Annotated in this window: 17 protein-coding genes; 10 read left to right on the top strand and 7 right to left on the bottom strand. The window is 54.9% G+C overall.

Features of this window, described 5'->3' with window-relative positions; genetic code table 11:
* From arnC to fetB, 8 genes are read left to right on the top strand one after another with little or no spacing between them, the layout of a single operon-like run.
* Positions 1 to 975, top strand: coding sequence for an undecaprenyl-phosphate 4-deoxy-4-formamido-L-arabinose transferase (arnC, locus tag IBT47_RS06775; RefSeq protein ID WP_200559865.1), 975 nt, complete (start codon positions 1 to 3; stop codon positions 973 to 975).
* The gene (gene arnA / locus IBT47_RS06770) at positions 975 to 2957 is read left to right on the top strand and encodes a bifunctional UDP-4-amino-4-deoxy-L-arabinose formyltransferase/UDP-glucuronic acid oxidase ArnA (protein ID WP_200560054.1); all 1983 of its coding nucleotides are present in this window, start codon (positions 975 to 977) and stop codon (positions 2955 to 2957) included. Before arnC ends, arnA begins: the two co-directional genes overlap by 1 nt.
* Positions 2954 to 3850, top strand: a complete 897-nt coding sequence (arnD, locus tag IBT47_RS06765) for a 4-deoxy-4-formamido-L-arabinose-phosphoundecaprenol deformylase (protein WP_200559864.1) — start codon at positions 2954 to 2956, stop codon at positions 3848 to 3850. The genes arnA and arnD overlap by 4 nt, the downstream gene beginning before the upstream one ends.
* Before the next feature lie 6 nt (positions 3851 to 3856).
* Positions 3857 to 5518, top strand: coding sequence for a lipid IV(A) 4-amino-4-deoxy-L-arabinosyltransferase (gene arnT / locus IBT47_RS06760; RefSeq protein ID WP_200559863.1), 1662 nt, complete (start codon positions 3857 to 3859; stop codon positions 5516 to 5518).
* Positions 5515 to 5850, top strand: coding sequence for a 4-amino-4-deoxy-L-arabinose-phosphoundecaprenol flippase subunit ArnE (arnE, locus tag IBT47_RS06755; protein WP_200559862.1), 336 nt, complete (start codon positions 5515 to 5517; stop codon positions 5848 to 5850). Before arnT ends, arnE begins: the two co-directional genes overlap by 4 nt.
* Complete coding sequence (gene arnF / locus IBT47_RS06750) at positions 5850 to 6233, top strand: 4-amino-4-deoxy-L-arabinose-phosphoundecaprenol flippase subunit ArnF (RefSeq protein WP_200559861.1); 384 nt, start codon at positions 5850 to 5852, stop codon at positions 6231 to 6233. The genes arnE and arnF overlap by 1 nt, the downstream gene beginning before the upstream one ends.
* A gap of 58 nt (positions 6234 to 6291) precedes the next feature.
* Positions 6292 to 6957 (top strand): iron ABC transporter ATP-binding protein FetA, encoded by a 666-nt coding sequence (gene fetA / locus IBT47_RS06745; RefSeq protein ID WP_200559860.1) that lies wholly within the window; start codon positions 6292 to 6294, stop codon positions 6955 to 6957.
* Positions 6944 to 7705, top strand: coding sequence for an iron export ABC transporter permease subunit FetB (gene fetB / locus IBT47_RS06740; RefSeq protein WP_105591003.1), 762 nt, complete (start codon positions 6944 to 6946; stop codon positions 7703 to 7705). Before fetA ends, fetB begins: the two co-directional genes overlap by 14 nt.
* Before the next feature lie 187 nt (positions 7706 to 7892).
* On the opposite strand, the gene IBT47_RS06735 is transcribed toward fetB, so the two are convergent.
* Positions 7893 to 9206 (bottom strand): carbohydrate porin, encoded by a 1314-nt coding sequence (locus IBT47_RS06735; RefSeq protein ID WP_370569864.1) that lies wholly within the window; start codon positions 9204 to 9206, stop codon positions 7893 to 7895.
* Between the two features lie 329 nt (positions 9207 to 9535).
* The gene (locus IBT47_RS06730) at positions 9536 to 9922 is read right to left on the bottom strand and encodes a carbohydrate porin (protein ID WP_200559859.1); all 387 of its coding nucleotides are present in this window, start codon (positions 9920 to 9922) and stop codon (positions 9536 to 9538) included.
* Positions 9923 to 10151: 229 nt separating this feature from the next.
* Here IBT47_RS06730 and IBT47_RS06725 point away from each other — a divergent pair, with 229 nt between their 5' ends.
* The gene (locus tag IBT47_RS06725) at positions 10152 to 10409 is read left to right on the top strand and encodes a hypothetical protein (protein ID WP_105591005.1); all 258 of its coding nucleotides are present in this window, start codon (positions 10152 to 10154) and stop codon (positions 10407 to 10409) included.
* A 60-nt stretch (positions 10410 to 10469) separates the two neighbouring features.
* On the opposite strand, the gene IBT47_RS06720 is transcribed toward IBT47_RS06725, so the two are convergent.
* The 3 genes from IBT47_RS06720 to IBT47_RS06710 all read right to left on the bottom strand — a co-directional run bounded on the left by IBT47_RS06720 (position 10470) and on the right by IBT47_RS06710 (position 13312).
* Positions 10470 to 10724: a CsbD family protein gene (locus tag IBT47_RS06720; protein ID WP_105591006.1), complete on the bottom strand. Its 255-nt coding sequence runs from the start codon at positions 10722 to 10724 to the stop codon at positions 10470 to 10472.
* 154 nt (positions 10725 to 10878) lie between these two features.
* The gene (gene cydB / locus IBT47_RS06715; protein ID WP_105591007.1) at positions 10879 to 11886 is read right to left on the bottom strand and encodes a cytochrome d ubiquinol oxidase subunit II; all 1008 of its coding nucleotides are present in this window, start codon (positions 11884 to 11886) and stop codon (positions 10879 to 10881) included.
* Between the two features lies 1 nt (position 11887).
* Positions 11888 to 13312 (bottom strand): cytochrome ubiquinol oxidase subunit I, encoded by a 1425-nt coding sequence (locus tag IBT47_RS06710; protein WP_105591008.1) that lies wholly within the window; start codon positions 13310 to 13312, stop codon positions 11888 to 11890.
* Positions 13313 to 14070: 758 nt separating this feature from the next.
* Here IBT47_RS06710 and IBT47_RS06705 point away from each other — a divergent pair.
* Entirely contained in the window at positions 14071 to 14697 is a 627-nt protein-coding gene (locus tag IBT47_RS06705) for a LysE family translocator (RefSeq protein WP_200559858.1), read from the top strand.
* Between the two features lie 45 nt (positions 14698 to 14742).
* On the opposite strand, the gene IBT47_RS06700 is transcribed toward IBT47_RS06705, so the two are convergent.
* Together IBT47_RS06700 and IBT47_RS06695 are read right to left on the bottom strand one after the other, a co-directional pair.
* Positions 14743 to 15813, bottom strand: coding sequence for a malate/lactate/ureidoglycolate dehydrogenase (locus IBT47_RS06700; protein WP_200559857.1), 1071 nt, complete (start codon positions 15811 to 15813; stop codon positions 14743 to 14745).
* A 333-nt stretch (positions 15814 to 16146) separates the two neighbouring features.
* Positions 16147 to 16392: a hypothetical protein gene (locus tag IBT47_RS06695; RefSeq protein WP_200547343.1), complete on the bottom strand. Its 246-nt coding sequence runs from the start codon at positions 16390 to 16392 to the stop codon at positions 16147 to 16149.
* Positions 16393 to 16682 lie beyond the last annotated feature (290 nt).

The following is a 16682-nucleotide window of genomic DNA, read 5'->3' as shown; positions in this document are numbered from 1 at the left end:
ATGACAGACCAGGATATTAAAAAGGTCTCGGTGGTAATCCCGGTTTATAACGAACAGGAAAGCCTGAACGAGTTAATCCGCCGGACGCAGGCCGCCTGCGACACGCTGACGGTGGATTACGAAATTCTGCTGGTGGATGACGGCAGCAGCGACAGTTCGGCGGAGATGCTGACCGCCGCCGCCGAACTGCCGGGAAGTAAGGTGGTGGCGGTATTGCTGAACCGTAACTACGGCCAGCACTCGGCGATTATGGCCGGGTTCAGCCACGTGTCAGGCGATCTGATTATTACCCTGGACGCGGATTTACAGAACCCGCCGGAGGAAATTCCGCGGCTGGTCGCAGTGGCGATGGAAGGCTATGACGTGGTCGGCACCGTACGGCAGAACCGCCAGGACAGCTGGTTCCGCAAATTTGCCTCGCAGATGATTAACCGCCTGATCCAGCGGACCACCGGCAAGGCAATGGGGGATTACGGCTGCATGCTGCGTGCCTATCGACGCCATATCATCGATGCGATGCTGCACTGCCACGAGCGCAGTACCTTTATCCCGATTCTTGCCAACACCTTTGCCCGCCGGGCGACGGAAATTCCGGTAATGCACGCCGAGCGGGAATTTGGTGATTCCAAGTACAGCTTTATGCGGCTGATTAACCTGATGTACGACCTGATTACCTGCCTGACCACCACGCCACTGCGTCTGCTGAGCGTGTTCGGCAGCATCATCGCGCTGTCGGGATTTGCCATTGCGGTACTGCTGGTAGTGATGCGGCTGTTCCTCGGCCCGGAGTGGTCGGCGGAAGGGGTGTTTATGCTGTTTGCCGTGCTGTTTATTTTTGTCGGCGCGCAGTTTGTAGGTATGGGCCTGCTTGGTGAGTATATCGGACGCATTTACAACGATGTCCGCGCTCGCCCTCGCTATTTTATTCAGCGCGTTGTCAGTAACAACGCCGACTCCACACAGGATAAGCAATGATGAAAGCCGTGGTTTTTGCCTACCATGATATTGGCTGCGCGGGTATTCGCGCGCTGCATACCGCAGGATTCGAGATCGAAGCCATTTTCACCCATGCGGATAATGCCGCTGAAAATCAGTTTTACGCCTCGGTGGCCCGCACGGCGGCAGAGCTGGGCGTGCCGGTCTATGCCCCGGAGGATGTGAACCACCCGCTGTGGGTTGAGCGCATTAAAGCGATGGCGCCGCAGGTGATTTTCTCCTTCCACTATCGCCAGATGCTGAGTGACGCGATCCTCAACAGCGCCAGCGAAGGGGCATTCAATCTGCACGCTTCTTTACTGCCTCGCTATCGCGGCCGCGCGCCGCTGAACTGGGTGCTGGTCAACGGCGAAGAAGAAACCGGCGTGACCCTGCACCGCATGGTGAAGCGGGCTGATGCCGGGGCGATTGTCGCCCAGCAGCGGGTGACTATCGATCCGCAGGACAATGCGCTTACTCTGCACCGCAAGCAGTGCCTCAGCAGTGCCGAGCTGCTGGCTGCCAGCCTGCCCGATATTTTACGCGGTGATTTTACCGAGCGGGAACAGGATGAGAGCCAGGCAAGCTACGTCGGGCGTCGTACGCCGGAAGACGGGCGTATTGACTGGACTCTGCCCGCCCATCGTATTCACAATCTGGTGCGTGCGGTGACCGATCCGTGGCCGGGGGCATTCAGCTTTGTGGGTTCCGGCAAATTTATCGTCTGGCAGTCGGCGGTCAGGCACGATTTCCCGGCGGCGAAGCCGGGCACCGTGCTGTCGGTGAACCCGCTGGTGGTAGCCACCGGCGAGGGCGCGCTGGAGATCGTTACCGGCCAGGGCGACAGCGGTGTTTATATGCAGGGCCGGCAGCTGGCGCAAACGCTGGGGCTGGTCAGCGGGGCGATCCTGCACAATCAGCCGGTTTCGGCGATTAAACGCCTGACCCGCGTGCTGATCCTCGGCGTAAATGGTTTTATCGGCAATCATCTGACCGAGCGCCTGCTGCAGGATGATAACTTTGAAATTTACGGCCTGGATATTGGTTCAGACGCCATCAGCCGCTTTGTGGGCCACCCGCGTTTCCACTTTGTCGAGGGGGATATCAGTATCCACTCGGAGTGGATTGAGTACCATATTAAGAAATGTGATGTGGTGCTGCCGCTGGTCGCCATTGCCACGCCGATTGAATATACCCGTAATCCGCTGCGTGTCTTCGAGCTGGATTTTGAAGAGAACCTGAAGATTATTCGTGACTGCGTGAAGTACCAGAAGCGCATTATCTTCCCGTCTACCTCCGAAGTGTACGGTATGTGTACTGATGACACCTTCGACGAAGACCATTCGAATCTGGTGGTCGGGCCGATTAACAAACAGCGCTGGATTTACTCCGTCTCCAAGCAGCTGCTCGATCGGGTTATCTGGGCCTACGGCGAGAAAGAGGGGCTGCGCTTCACCCTGTTCCGGCCGTTTAACTGGATGGGGCCGCGGCTGGATAACCTCAACGCCGCCCGTATCGGCAGTTCGCGGGCGATTACTCAGCTGATCCTCAATCTGGTGGAAGGTTCACCGATTAAGCTGATCGACGGCGGGCGGCAGAAGCGCTGCTTTACCGATATTCGTGACGGCATTGAAGCGCTGTTTTTGATTATTGAAAACAAGCAGCAGAACTGTGACGGGCAGATTATTAATATCGGTAACCCTGAAAACGAAGCCAGCATCAAACAGCTGGCGGAGCAGCTGCTGGAGAGCTTTGACCGCCATCCGCTGCGCGATCGTTTCCCGCCGTTCGCCGGATTCCGCGAGGTGGAAAGCAGCAGCTATTACGGTAAGGGCTATCAGGACGTTGAGCACCGCAAGCCGTCGATTCGCAATGCGAAACGGCTGCTCGGCTGGCAGCCAGAGGTGCAGATGAACCGTACCATCGATGCCACGCTGGACTTCTTCCTCAATTCGGTGGATGGCGGAGAGTCAGCTGAATGATCAACGTTGGTCTGCGTATTGATGTTGATACCTGGCGCGGGACCCGTGACGGTGTGCCACGCCTGCTGGAAATCTTGCAGCAGCAGCAGACTCAGGCGAGCTTTTTCTTCAGCGTTGGTCCGGACAATATGGGCCGCCACCTGTGGCGGCTGCTGAAGCCGCGTTTCCTGTGGAAGATGCTGCGCTCCAACGCCGCATCGCTCTACGGCTGGGATATTTTGCTGGCGGGAACCGCGTGGCCGGGGCGCAATATTGGCCGGGGCCATGCGGATCTGATCCGTGCAGCGGCGGAGCAGCATGAAATCGGGCTGCATGCCTGGGACCATTTCGCCTGGCAAACCTGGGCAGGCGTCTGGCCGAAGGAGAAGCTGCATGCGGAGATTGAACGCGGTGCCAGTGAGCTGGCGGAAATCCTCGGCAGGCCGGTTAACTGCTCTGCCGTGGCGGGCTGGCGTGCTGACGGGCGGGTTGTAGCGGCTAAAGAGCATTTTGGCTTTGCCTGGAACAGCGACTGCCGGGGTACGCATCCGTTCCGGCCACGTCTGCCGGACGGTAAGCCGGGCACGGTGCAGATTCCGGTAACGTTACCTACCTGGGATGAAGTGGCAGGGACTTCGGTGAGCCGCCAGGCGTTCAATGACTTTATTCTCGACCGCATCATTGAGCAGCGGAATGGCGTGCCGGTGTATACCATTCATGCCGAAGTCGAAGGCATCGCGCTCAGCGCGATGTTTGACGATCTCCTGACCCAGGCGCGGGAGCGGGGCATTCGCTTCTGCCCGCTGGGTGAGCTGCTGCCCGAAGATGTTACACAGCTGCCGATGGGCAGCATTGTCCGGGGTAGCTTCCCCGGCCGCGAAGGCTGGTTGGGATGCCAGCAATTTATTGAGTGAGACTGGATGAAGAGCTGGCGCATTACCCTCTCCCTGATCCTGATGTATGCCCTGTACTATCTGATCCCGCTTGAATACCGCGCACTGTGGCAGCCGGATGAGGTTCGTTATGCGGAAATCAGCCGCGAAATGTTGGTCAGCGGCAACTGGGTTTCCCCGCATTTTCTTGACCTGCGTTATTTTGAGAAACCGGTAGCGGGATACTGGATTAATAACCTCAGCCAGCTGCTGTTTGGCGGCAACAACTTCTCTGTGCGATTCGGTTCAGTGTTCTCGATTACCCTGAGCGCCATGCTGGTCTGGTGGCTGGCAATGCAGATTGTCCGGCAGCAGCGTACGGCGTGGCTGGCGGCGATCGTTTTCCTCACCAGCCTGCTGGTTTACGGTATTGGCACCTATGCGGTGCTCGACCCAATGATTACTTTGTGGCTGGTTGCGGCGATGTGCTGTTACTGGCTGGTGGTGCAGGCGGAGACTCAGTGGCAGAGGGGGCTGGCGTGGCTGCTGCTGGGGCTGGCCTGCGGCATGGGGTTTATGACCAAGGGCTTTCTGGCACTGGCGGTGCCGGTGGTGGCGATTGTCCCGTGGGCTATCTGGCAGCGTCGCTTCCGCGAAGTCCTTATCTTCGGGCCGCTGGCCGTGATTGCCGCCGTTGCCATCTCCCTTCCCTGGGGAATTGCTATTGCCCGGCAGCAGCCTGATTTCTGGTCTTACTTCTTTTGGGTTGAGCATATTCAGCGCTTTGCCGAGAAAGATGCGCAGCACAGTGCGCCGTTCTGGTACTACCTGCCCGTTTTGATTGCCGGTTCTCTGCCCTGGCTGGGGTTGCTGCCGGGGGCATTATTGCGCGCGGGCCGGGAACGGAACGCCAGTAGCGGTGGCCTCTATCTGCTGAGCTGGGTGGTGATGCCGCTGCTGTTTTTCAGCATCGCCAAAGGTAAGCTGCCGACCTACATCCTGCCGTGCTTTGCACCGCTGGCGATTTTGCTGGCTGACTATGCCGTGCAGTCGGCGAAGGCAGGAGGCCGGGCGTTACGTGCCAATGCGCTGATAAACCTGGCGTTCGGCGCACTGGCCGCTCTGGCGGTGTGGCTGGTGCTTTCGCCGTGGGGCCTTTCTCACCGTCCGGTGTTCCAGCCGTCCGAGGGCTTTAAGGTGGCGCTGGGCGGTATGGCGTTTTTATTCTGGGCGCTGATGGGGGCCGTCACCTTTATCGGGCGAGGTAGAAACTGGCCGCTCGCCGCGCTGTGCCCGCTCGGTATTGCGCTGGCGGTGGCATTGGTTATCCCGGATAAGGTGGTCAGCTCTAAACAGCCGCAGGAATTTATTCAGGCAACGCAAAAGCAGCTGGAGGACAGTCGTTTTATTTTGTCTAACAACAGCGGAATGGCTTCGGCGGTCGCGTGGCAGCTGAAGCGCAGCGACGTGGACATGTACGGACAGTCGGGCGAACTGACCTGGGGGTTAAGCTATCCCGACAGCCGTGACCGGCTGGTGGCGCGTGACCGGTTTGCCGACTGGCTGGCCGCTCACCGTCGGCTCGGCAATGTGTCGCTGGTGCTGAAGCTGACCGACAGCGCTCGCGATGTTGACCCCGGACTGCCCGCACCGGATGAGGTGTATCGTCAGCAGCGGATGGTCCTTTACTACTATCACCAGCAACCATGAATATTCTGCTGATCGTGCTGGTCAGTCTGCTGAGCTGTGCCGGGCAGCTGTGCCAGAAGCAGGCAACGGCAGTTGACGGGAATCCCCGGCCACGGCGGCATCTGCTGCGCTGGCTTGGCCTGAGCGTACTGCTGCTGGGGCTGGCGATGCTGGTCTGGCTACGGGTTTTACAGGAGGTTCAGGTAGGGGTGGCCTATCCGATGCTCAGCCTGAATTTTGTCCTGGTCGCGCTGGCTGCCCGCTGGCTGTGGCATGAGCACCTCTCGCTGCGCCACTGCTGCGGCATTCTGCTGATCGTGGGCGGCGTGGCGGTGATGGGCGGGTATACCTGATGGGCTGGCTATGTGCTCTGGGCAGCGTGCTGCTGGTCAGCGCGGCGCAGCTGTTGATGAAATGGGCGATGATCCAACTGCCGGCTATTGCCCGGCCGCTGGACTTCGCTGCCGCTATTCTCGGTTTTTCACCGCCCGCACTGGCGCTACTGGCCGGTTTATTCGCCTACGCGTTTTCCATGCTGTGCTGGCTGCTGGCGCTGAAGCGTCTGCCGCTCAGCCGCGCTTATCCGCTGCTCAGCCTCAGCTATCTGCTGGTCTGGGGGGGCGCGCTGCTTATCCCTTCGCTCAATGAATGGTTTCTCTGGGGCAAGCTGGCGGGGGGAATGCTGATCCTCGCGGGCCTGCTGCTGATATTCTGGCCGGACAAAAAAGACCGTTAACCGGCTAAAGGCGTTATGATTGCCGGGTTTTGGGATTCTTAATTAGCAGGTCATTTAAATGATGGATAAAAATCGCCTTCTGGAGGTTCGGGAGGTCAGCTTTGCGCTGCAGGATAAGCTCCTGCTGGCACCGCTGTCCTTCTCGCTGGGCAAAGGGGAGTTTCTCTGGCTGACCGGTCCTTCCGGGGCAGGGAAGAGCACGTTACTGAAAATTATTGCCTCGCTGCTGGAGCCGTCATCGGGTGAGGTGATCTTCAACGGCCAGCCGCTGGCGACGTTAAAACCGGAGCACTATCGGCAGCAGGTTTCCTACGTTTTCCAGACCCCGGTGCTGTTTGGCAGCACGGTGTATGACAATCTGGCGCTGCCGTATCAGATCCGCCAGCGCCCGCCGCAGCGGCAGGCGATGATCGACGGCCTGCAGCGGATGAATCTGCCGGCTGCCGCGCTGGATCGCACCATCGACCAGCTTTCCGGGGGGGAAAAACAGCGCGTGGCCCTTCTGCGTAATCTACAGTTTCCGCCTGATATTCTGCTGCTGGATGAAGTAACCAGCGCGCTGGATGAGGAAAATAAGCAGGCGGTACATCAACTCATTGATGAACAGGTCGGGCAGGGCACCGCCGCGATCTGGATCAGCCACGATCGTCATGAAACCGATAACGCGCAGCGCATTCTGACGCTGTCGGCACCGCAAAACCGGGGGCAGCATGAACCAGCATAATATCACCAATGAGTCGCTTGGCCTGGCGCTGGTACTGGTGCTAATTGCTCTGCTGGTCAGCAGTAAAGAGAAACTGGGGCTGGAAAAAGACATTGTCTGGAGCGTGGCGCGGGCTATCGTCCAACTGGTGATCGTCGGCTATGTGCTGAAGTACATTTTCGAACTGGACAACGGCTGGCTGACGGTCCTGATGGTGCTGTTTATCTGCGTGAATGCCGCGCTGAATGCTAAAAAGCGCAGCCGGGCGATCGATAACGGTTTTCTGATTTCGTTTGTGGCGATAACGTTGGGCACCACGCTGACCTTAACTATTCTGGTGCTGAGTCGGGCGATTGAGTTTATGCCCATGCAGGTCATTCCGATCTCCGGCATGATCGCGGGTAATGCGATGGTGGCGGTGGGGCTGTGCTTCAGCAATCTTAATCAGCGCTTTGCCGATAACCGGCAAAAGGTGGAGGAGATGCTGAGCCTGGGGGCCAGTGCGCGGATGGCATCTGGCAGCATTGTGCGCGACAGCATTCGCGCGGCGATGATCCCCACCGTGGACGCGGCTAAAACCGTTGGGCTGGTCAGCCTGCCGGGAATGATGTCCGGGCTTATTTTCGCCGGTATCGATCCGGTGAAGGCGATTAAGTATCAGATTATGGTGACGTTTATGCTGCTGGGGACGGCCAGTCTGTCGACTATCGTGGCCGGTTACCTCGCCTGCCGGCGCTTTTACACCGCGCGGGTGCAGTTGAAGCCGTGAAGTCATCTCGTGGTGCGGTAGCGTATTTGGAACGTTTCAGGCAGCCGTGTTGCCCGTCAGTCATTGGTCAGGCTGGCAGCTAACGGGCCGCTCTGCTTTTATCTGAAATGACGCGGTGTAGATGCCAATGCTCAGGCCCCAAAGGGGCCTGAGAACACCGCTCTCGCACAGTTTTAATACACGAACGTTAGAAATTAACGTTAGCGCTAAGACCGCCGATAAAGGCGTTTTTCACTTCGCTGACAGCGCCCGGAGAGGCGACGTACTGCAGGTTTGGCCGCAGGCTGAACCAGTTAGTCAGGCGCGCGTTATAGTAGATCTCGTAGTTATATTCCGAACCGTGCTGGATGGGCAGATAGGTCGGGCTGTGATAATTACTCTCCCCGTTTTCTTCATTAATACGATGCTGCATGCGCCCGTAGTTGCTGTTGACGTGAATGCGTGCCGCACCCATGCCAATTTCATCCTGTGAGCGTGCGGCGAACGGTCCTTTCCAGACAAAGGTCATCGCCTGATAGTTATCGGTTTTCGAGGTGCGTCGATCGTTCATCACGCCCTGTACCGTCATACTCAGCCCACGCTGATTATCACCGTCCATAGCCGTCAGCTGCTGTTGCAGCAGCAGATAGCCGCCGTAGGCGTGGGCATCGTCGTTATAGCTGCCGTTGCGATAGCTGGAGTACTTATCGCCGTTGACCGATGAGTAAAACACGCCCATACGATAGTTGCCCGGCAGTTTTTCAGGCCCGAACACCGGCTTCCAGCCCAGTTCTACCGGGACCAAATTACCGAGCGTCGGGCTGGTATCCAGGCGGAAGCCGTTCCCGGTATCGTAGTTGCTGGCGGTCTGATTGTAGAAGCCGACCTGCAGGAAAACTTCCGGCGTAAAGTTAAGCTTCACGCGGCCGCCCCACTGGGAAACCGGCCAGTTAAACCAGCGGTCGCCGCGCCAGTTTCCCGGCTGCCCGCTGCCGAACGCCAGGTTTTCAAAATTGCTCTGGAAGGAATCAAAATCTTCGCCGACGGTAACACGACCGGCTTTCACTTCGATAAGACGATCGAAGAAGCCTTTATTCATCCAGAACTGAGTCAGGCGCCAGGTCTGACCGCGACCATAAACTTCTTCTACCGATGACAGGCCGCCGGTGCGGGGATCGTTAATATGTTCGGTGAGGTCGTGGCCGTTACGGCTGGTGACGGTGAACTGGAACTGGGTATCGTCCCAGTTGAGCAGTTTCTCTAAATCGAGAGTCGTACCAAACGCCCACTGATCGGTATAGCGGGCGGTGGTTGATGTTTTATAGCCGCCGGCCAGATTGCTGGCGGATTCCATGGTGTAGTTCACCTGGAAATCCACGCCGTCGTCTTTTAACTGCGAACGCAGGCCACCCCAGTCACCGAACATATAGGATGAATCAACGCTCAACGGTGCCATGTCGGCCCGGGAAACCGTAGAAAACATCACCAGGGCACCGCTGCACACTAGCGCGAGTGTTTTCATTCTCCGACCTGTATCTGCTTTTCTTTGCATAATAATGACCTTTTTTATTATCACCCGACGGTCTTGCTTCACCGAATTCCATTAACGGTTAACCGCCGGGCGCGTAGAGATAAAATGCTGTTGTCATGCCTGCCGTAGTCAATGTTTTACGACTGCCGTATGACAGCATGTAAACAAGTGGCAGGGATTATATTTTTGTGCGGAGAATGCTTAGCGAAGTGAATTTATTGTATGGAAATAATTAGCATGGTTACTATTTATTTCTGTGGCAGGTAATATATAGCGGGAGTCCCGCCAGTTCAGCAGTGTAATAAACCGGCGGGTAAAACTTAAAACTTAATTTCAGCGCCCAGACCGCCAACGAACAGCCGTGAGTTATCTTCTACAGCTCCGGGTTTGGTTGTTTGTTGCAAGTTAGGATGAAGAATAACGTGGGGCGTTAAATGATAGTTATAATAAAGATCGTAGTTAAACCCTTCGCCGTGCATTAGCGGCTCCGGTCTGTGATCCTGATAATTCGGCATGGGGGGTAAGTTGTTGGCGAGAGGTTGAGCAGTATTAGTATTTGGATAAACAGATGATGTCTGCTGTTCGGGTATATTATTCAACGTTAGCGGTTTTGCGCAAAGCGTGCTGCTAAAGAACAGCATCGCCAGTGCGGCAGTGCTGGAAAACATGGCATGGTGCCAACTTTTTGAGGATGATAGCCTGTCCATATGTGACCCCCTTTATCGATACCATCAGTGGTGAAATCCTTTTTGTTCTCGTTGTCATTACACCATGCCACCCGGTGACGGTTTCTCTCAAAAATGCGTTTTAAGGACATTTTTATGATATTGAGGGCAGACAGCATCAACTGATTTTCACCTGGTAGAGGGTTAAGGTAAGATGTCCTCAATGCAACTGAAGGGAGTTTTTGATAAGTATTGATCAGGGAGGGAGTCTATGAGAAGACTACTGTTTGCTATATGGTGTGTGTTTTCTTTTGTCTTATCTTATTTGATATTCTTTTTATTGATTACATTTATTCAAATCAATATTATCCCGCGTGAAATGCTGGAAAATTTTCTCGAACTTTTATCAATGACCGGTGATGTAGCCTTTACCCGCTGGCTCTATTTCTCAGGAAGTGGGTTATCGTTACTTTTAGCTATTATGACCTGTCATGAAGTGTGGGCGATGCAGCATCACGCTGAAGCCTGAAAATAAACGCCCGTTCGCGGGCGTTTTTTCGTTAATAGTTTCGCGATTTTATCGGGTTAACTATCTGCGGCCGAAAATTTTAGCCGCAAGGAAACCGACCCCGGCTGCAATCGCCAGTGAAACCAGCGGAGAGTCTTTGGTCTTGGTTTTCACACAGTCCAGCGCATCATCTATGGCGTAGGATGCCTTTGCCGCCTGCTGGCGGACTTTCCCCTTAAATTCATGCTCAGGAGAGTCGACGGCTTTGCCAAACTCTTCCTGGCCTTTGCCGAGAGCTTCTTCCGCTTTATCGTTCGCTTTATCAAACAGACTCATACTGCCTCCTTTGATGGCATGATTTCCTCATGTGGGATAATAAGCGTAGCCCACTGAGGGCAGATGACTGTCGGAATTTGTATGAAAATATGAATTTACGTTTAACCGGATGTAAAAAAGGGTGGATCGCTTGATCCACCCTGAATGTTAAATATCAGTGATAACCTTCGTCCGGCTTAATTTTCCCACGGAAGACGTAGTAGCTCCAGAAGGTATAAACCAGAATCACCGGAATGATCAGCAGACCGCCAACCAGCATAAAGCCCTGGCTCTGCGGTGGCGAAGCCGCATCCCAAATGGTGATCGACGGTGGGATGATGTTTGGCCAGATGCTGATGCCGAGGCCGGTAAAGCCAAGGAATACCAGCGCGAGGGTGAGCAGGAACGGCGTGTAGTGCGCGTGGCGCTTCAGCGCGCTGAGCAGGCCCCACGCAGCGGCCAGCACCAGCACCGGAACCGGCAGGAACCAGAACAGGTTAGGCAGGCTGAACCAGCGGTGCATAATGTTCTCGTGCAGCAGCGGTGTCCAGACGCTGACGATGGCAATCACCACCAGCAGCGCCAGCAGTAGCGGCTTAGTCAGCGCGGTCATTTTGCGATGCAGTTCATTTTCGGTTTTCATGATCAGCCATGTGCTGCCCAGCAGCGCATAGGCCAGAACCAGACCTACTCCGCAAAACAGGCTAAACGGCGTCAGCCATGCCAGCGCCGGGCCGCTGTAGGTACGGTTGGTGACTTCGAAACCGTTGATCACCGCGCCCAGCACGACGCCCTGGCTGAAGGTGGCAACAAACGAGCCGCCGATAAAGGCTTTGTCCCAGAACGGACGGTGCTCTTCCGTTGCCTTAAAGCGGAACTCAAAAGCCACGCCGCGGAAAATCAGGCCGATCAGCATAATCGTTAACGGTGCGGCAAGCGCAGTGGTGATCACCGCGTAGGCCAACGGGAAGGCACCAAACAGCGCGGCACCGCCGAGGATAAGCCAGGTTTCGTTGCCGTCCCACACAGGGGCGACGGTATTCACCATCATGTCGCGCTCAACCGGGTCCTTATTGAACGGGAACAGGATGCCGATACCGAGATCGAAGCCATCCATAATGATGTACATCAGGGTGGCGAAGACAATGATGGTAAACCAGATAATGGAGAGATCGATTCCCATCTTATTTTCCCTCTTCCGATGAATTTAATTTTTCCTGCACCGCCGACAGTGGGCGAGAAGGCGTGTGCGAAGTCCCCGGCCCACCTTCTGGCGTATGGTCACCTTCACCTGCCTGTGGACCTTTTTTGATTAGGTTAGCCAGGTAGGTGTAGCCGATGCCGAACACGGAGATATAAACCAGGATAAAAGCGATCAGCGAGATCGCCATCTGCAGCGTACTGTGCAGCGAAACGGCATCGCGGGTGCGCAGCAGGCCATAAATGACCCACGGCTGGCGCCCCATTTCCGTGGTGATCCAGCCTGCGACCAGCGCAATCAGCCCGGATGGCCCCATCAGCAGCACAAACCACAGGAACGGACGAGAGGTGTAAAGACGCTGTCCGCGGCGCATCCACAGGCTGACAACTCCCATCAGAATCATCAGCATGCCCAGGCCAACCATGACGCGGAATGACCAGAATACCACCAGCGAGTTAGGGCGATCTTCTTTCGGGAAACTCTTCAGTGCCGGAACCTGTTTATCGAGGCTGTGAGTCAGAATCAGGCTGCCGAGGTAGGGAATTTCGAGCGCATAGCGCGTTCTTTCTTCTTTCATGTCCGGGATGCCGAACAGGATCAGCGGTGTGGCTTCACCCGGCGGGTTTTCCCAGTGTCCTTCAATCGCGGCAATCTTGGCTGGCTGATGCTCCAGCGTATTCAGGCCGTGTGCATCACCGATCATCGCCTGAATCGGCGACACGATCAGCGCCATCCACAGCGCCATTGACAGCATTTTGCGAATGGCGGGCGTATCGTTTTTACGCAACAGGTGCCAGGCTGCCGAAGCGCCGACGAAGAACGCGGTCACCAGGAAAGCCGCCACGGACATATGCAGCAGTCGGTAAGGGAATGACGGGTTGAAGATGATCGCCATCCAGTCGGCAGGGACCACGATACCGTTTTCCACCGCGTAGCCCTGTGGCGTTTGCATCCAGCTATTGGAAGCGAGTATCCAGAAGGTGGAAATAATCGTTCCCAGCGCCACCATGCAGGTTGCAAAGAAGTGCAGGCCACGGCTGACGCGGTTCCAGCCAAACAGCATGACGCCGAGGAAGCCGGCCTCAAGGAAGAATGCGGTCAGGACTTCATAGGTCAGCAGCGGGCCGGTGATACTGCCGGCAAACTGCGAGAATCCAGCCCAGTTGGTACCGAACTGATAGGCCATCACCAGGCCAGATACCACGCCCATTCCGAAGTTGACGGCAAAAATTTTTGACCAGAAATGATAGAGGTCGCGATAAACCTCGTTTTTGCTTTTCAGCCACAGACCTTCCAGTACCGCAAGGAAACTGGCCAGCCCGATGGTGATAGCGGGGAAAAGGATGTGAAAGGCTACGGTAAAGCCAAACTGTATCCTTGCCAGGTGATACGCATCTAATCCGAACATTGCTTACCTCGATCTAACATAATACTGCCTTTTATTTTTTTACCCACAATTAACAAATAGACTACATTACGGAAAAGTGAAGGTGGATAATTGTGGGATTCTCATCGACTACGGTTTGATCCTAAGACCAAATCAGGTGAAGGAGTAGTAACAGTAATATTGATCGCGGCTATAACAGCAATCATTATTACGTGGAAGTGTTTCGTGGAGAGGTTAAATCGCTGGCGGAAAATGTTAACTCAGGCTGGTTAAATGATGATTAGATGTGAATGAAATGTATAATTATGATGAGTAAGGATTTTTTATCTCTGTCGGTCCGGGGTAAATACGAAGGAAATTTCTCCTTGAGAAGAAATGTCGACGTTCATTTTATCGTTTTTTTATAGCTGCGAGGGATATAAATATAATTTTGTGGAACAGTATGGATATAATAACCACAGAAAATATAAAGGTTTAGTGAAATATGTAAACTGTGTGTTATTTTTTTAGAGTGTAATTGAAATTGTTAATTTATCTGCATTTTTAGAACCTTATCTCATTCTGCTATTTTCAACACCTCCCCGGAAAATGTTAATAATGTAATACATAAAAACACGCATATTGAAATGTTTGGTTACATTTTTATGCGGTTTATCTGTTCGATGATTGTCGAAAATCAAGATTTCACCGTGCGGAATATGCGCATTAGCCGCAGTGCAGACCGGCGTGCTATAACAGCGATACAGGGCCACCGTTGGCCATTTTACAGGGGAGGGAAGATGGATATTCTGCTGGCGCTGTTGCCGGTTTATGCGGCCTACTTACTGGGAACGGCCAGCCCGGGCCCCAGCAATATGGCCATTATGGGGGTGGCGATGAGCCAGGGGCGACTCCCTGCTCTGATGCTGGCTGCCGGTGTGATCAGTGGTTCGCTGTGCTGGGCGCTGCTGGTCGCAACCGGTCTGTCGACGCTGCTGCTGGCGTGGGCGCAGGCGGTGACGGTGATTAAGATCGTCGGCGGCATCTACCTGCTTTGGCTGGCATTTAAGGCGGCCCGCAGCGCAGCGCAAAGCAAGCCATACCAGCTGAACGCAGCCGTAACGATGCCAGTTTCTTACCGCGCGCTGTATCGGCGTGGTTTACTGCTGCATCTCAGTAATCCGAAGGCGATACTGGTGTGGACAGCTATTATGTCTCTGGGGATTCATGCTGACGCTTCACCGCTGCTGCTGCCGTTTATTGTCTGTGGCTGCGCGCTGCTGGGTATCTTAGTGTTTGGCAGCTACGCGCTGCTGTTTTCTACTCAGATGATGAGCCGGGGCTACCAGAAATGCCGTCGCGGAATTGAAGGCGTGTTTGCGCTGTTCTTCACGGCGGCGGGAATTAAGCTGCTGTTCTCCCGCTGAGCGGCCAGCGGCGGCTGCATAAGCTCCGCCGCTTTTGCCGATGGATCAGGGCTGGTAACCTGCCAGCTCGGTTTCCGGCATTCCGGCTTCACGTGCTGACTGACACAGCTGCTGCCAGCTGTTGGCATCAATCGGAATACCGTGCTGCTGACGTTCGGCGCGCTGTTCTTCTTCCCATTCACCGGGCACTTTAATCGGCTGCTCACCTGCCTGCGGGGAGGTTTTCGTCCAGTCAATAAACCGTTGCGCTTCCTGCTGCATTTCCGGTGCATCGAACGCGGCAGGGTCCAACACGATACTGGTCATACAGTTGAAAATCGCTGCCGATGAGGTTTGCAGCGAATCCTGGTGGGTGGTTTTGCCGCCGGAAAGTGCGCCACCGAGAATTTCACACATCACCGCCAGCGCATACCCTTTATGCAGGCCGAATGCCAGCAGAGAGCCGTAAGGCGTTTCATGCATCACGGCGGGATCGCAGGTCGGCTGGCCGTGGTTGTCAATCAGGTTCCCCTCGGCAACCGTTGCGCGCTTATTCCACGCCACGCGGGTTTTACCGTAGGCAATGCCGCTGGTGGCGAAGTCCAACAGCAGAGGCGGCTGGCCGGGGCGCGGAAAAACGGCGCAGAACGGGTTAGTGCCAAACCGGCGGTCGCTGCCGTTAAAAGGAGCGACGAGCGGATCGCCAACGACGTTGACAAAGTGGAACGAGATAAATCCGGCGCTGGCGCACATCTCGGCCCAGTGACCAATACGGCCGATATGGTGGGAATTACGCAGGGCGATGGCGCACATGCCCAGCTCGCGGGTACGGCCAATGGCCAATTCCATCGCTTCAGCGGCCATCACCTGGCCAAATCCCTGTTGGCCATCAACCGTTAACACGGCCCCGGTATCCTTGACGATCCGCAGTTCACGGTTTTGTTGCAGATTTCCTAACGCGCGGGAGGTCATATAGGTAGGGATCATGCCCACGCCGTGGGAATCATGGCCGGCAAGATTGGCGGCAACGAGATGATCGGCAATTTTTCTTGCTTCAGACTGGCTGCTGCCAGCATGCTGCCACAGGCTGTTAACCATCTGGTGCAGTTTAGCGGGGTGAATACGAATTTCGTCCATCGTTACGCTCCATGTTTAGCCGTCAGGTGACGGATGTTTTATTTGCCTGCTGCGATGAGTATCGCAGTATACAATTGAACATATCCTATCCGTCTTGTGACTGGGGAGCGTAGCGTTTTTATAAAAAAAAGCCCACGAAACGTGGGCAAATAAAGCTATTTCTCGACTTTACCATTGGGTGGTACAGGGGCATGGTCGCACAAATTCTGTATAAAATATAATTGGTTATATAGATCGATTAGTTGATATCGATCTTATAAATCGATTACGGAAACAGCTGAACAAATTCCGTTACGAAAGCCGTTTCACTGACGTCTGAAGTTTACACTTTAGTTAGTGAGGCTGATAAAAACCGGCCTTGATCATTTCGTCACGGAGCGCCTGCGTTATTTGCCGGTTACCTCCGGTGACGGGATAAATCACATTATTTACAACATCATCCAGGTAGTGCTCTTTAAACTCCTGGCAGGTGAGTTGCGTGCCGCCTTCATCATTGATAGCAATCGAACCTTTGATATGGTTTCCCGCATCTTTGGCTGTCAGGCTGTAACGGCCCATGCTGGTATTGATTGTGCTCATAGGGATCTCCTTGTATACCCTGCCTCTTTCAAGCACCCGGTTTGATAGTTGCCGGACAATCCGTTCCCTTTACTGAGCTTGAACAGAGTGGGTATAACGGTCAGGGTGAAGTTGGTAACAAGTGAGTCCTTAAGATGACTTCATAAGTTTAGCTATAAAGCGCCGCATCCGGAGAGGATGTTCCGAGCAAAATGACAGTTTGTGATGGCAATCGCTAATAAATGAATGGTTATGTAAAGGTAAATCGCATCGGGTGTAGTGAACATCATGGCCACTACACCGTGATGCAG

It is taken from the genome of Erwinia sp. S43 (assembly GCF_016624745.1).
Lineage (GTDB): Bacteria > Pseudomonadota > Gammaproteobacteria > Enterobacterales > Enterobacteriaceae > Erwinia > Erwinia coffeiphila.
Note: the sequence above shows the minus strand (reverse complement) of the source record. Positions and strands in the feature narration are given on the sequence as shown.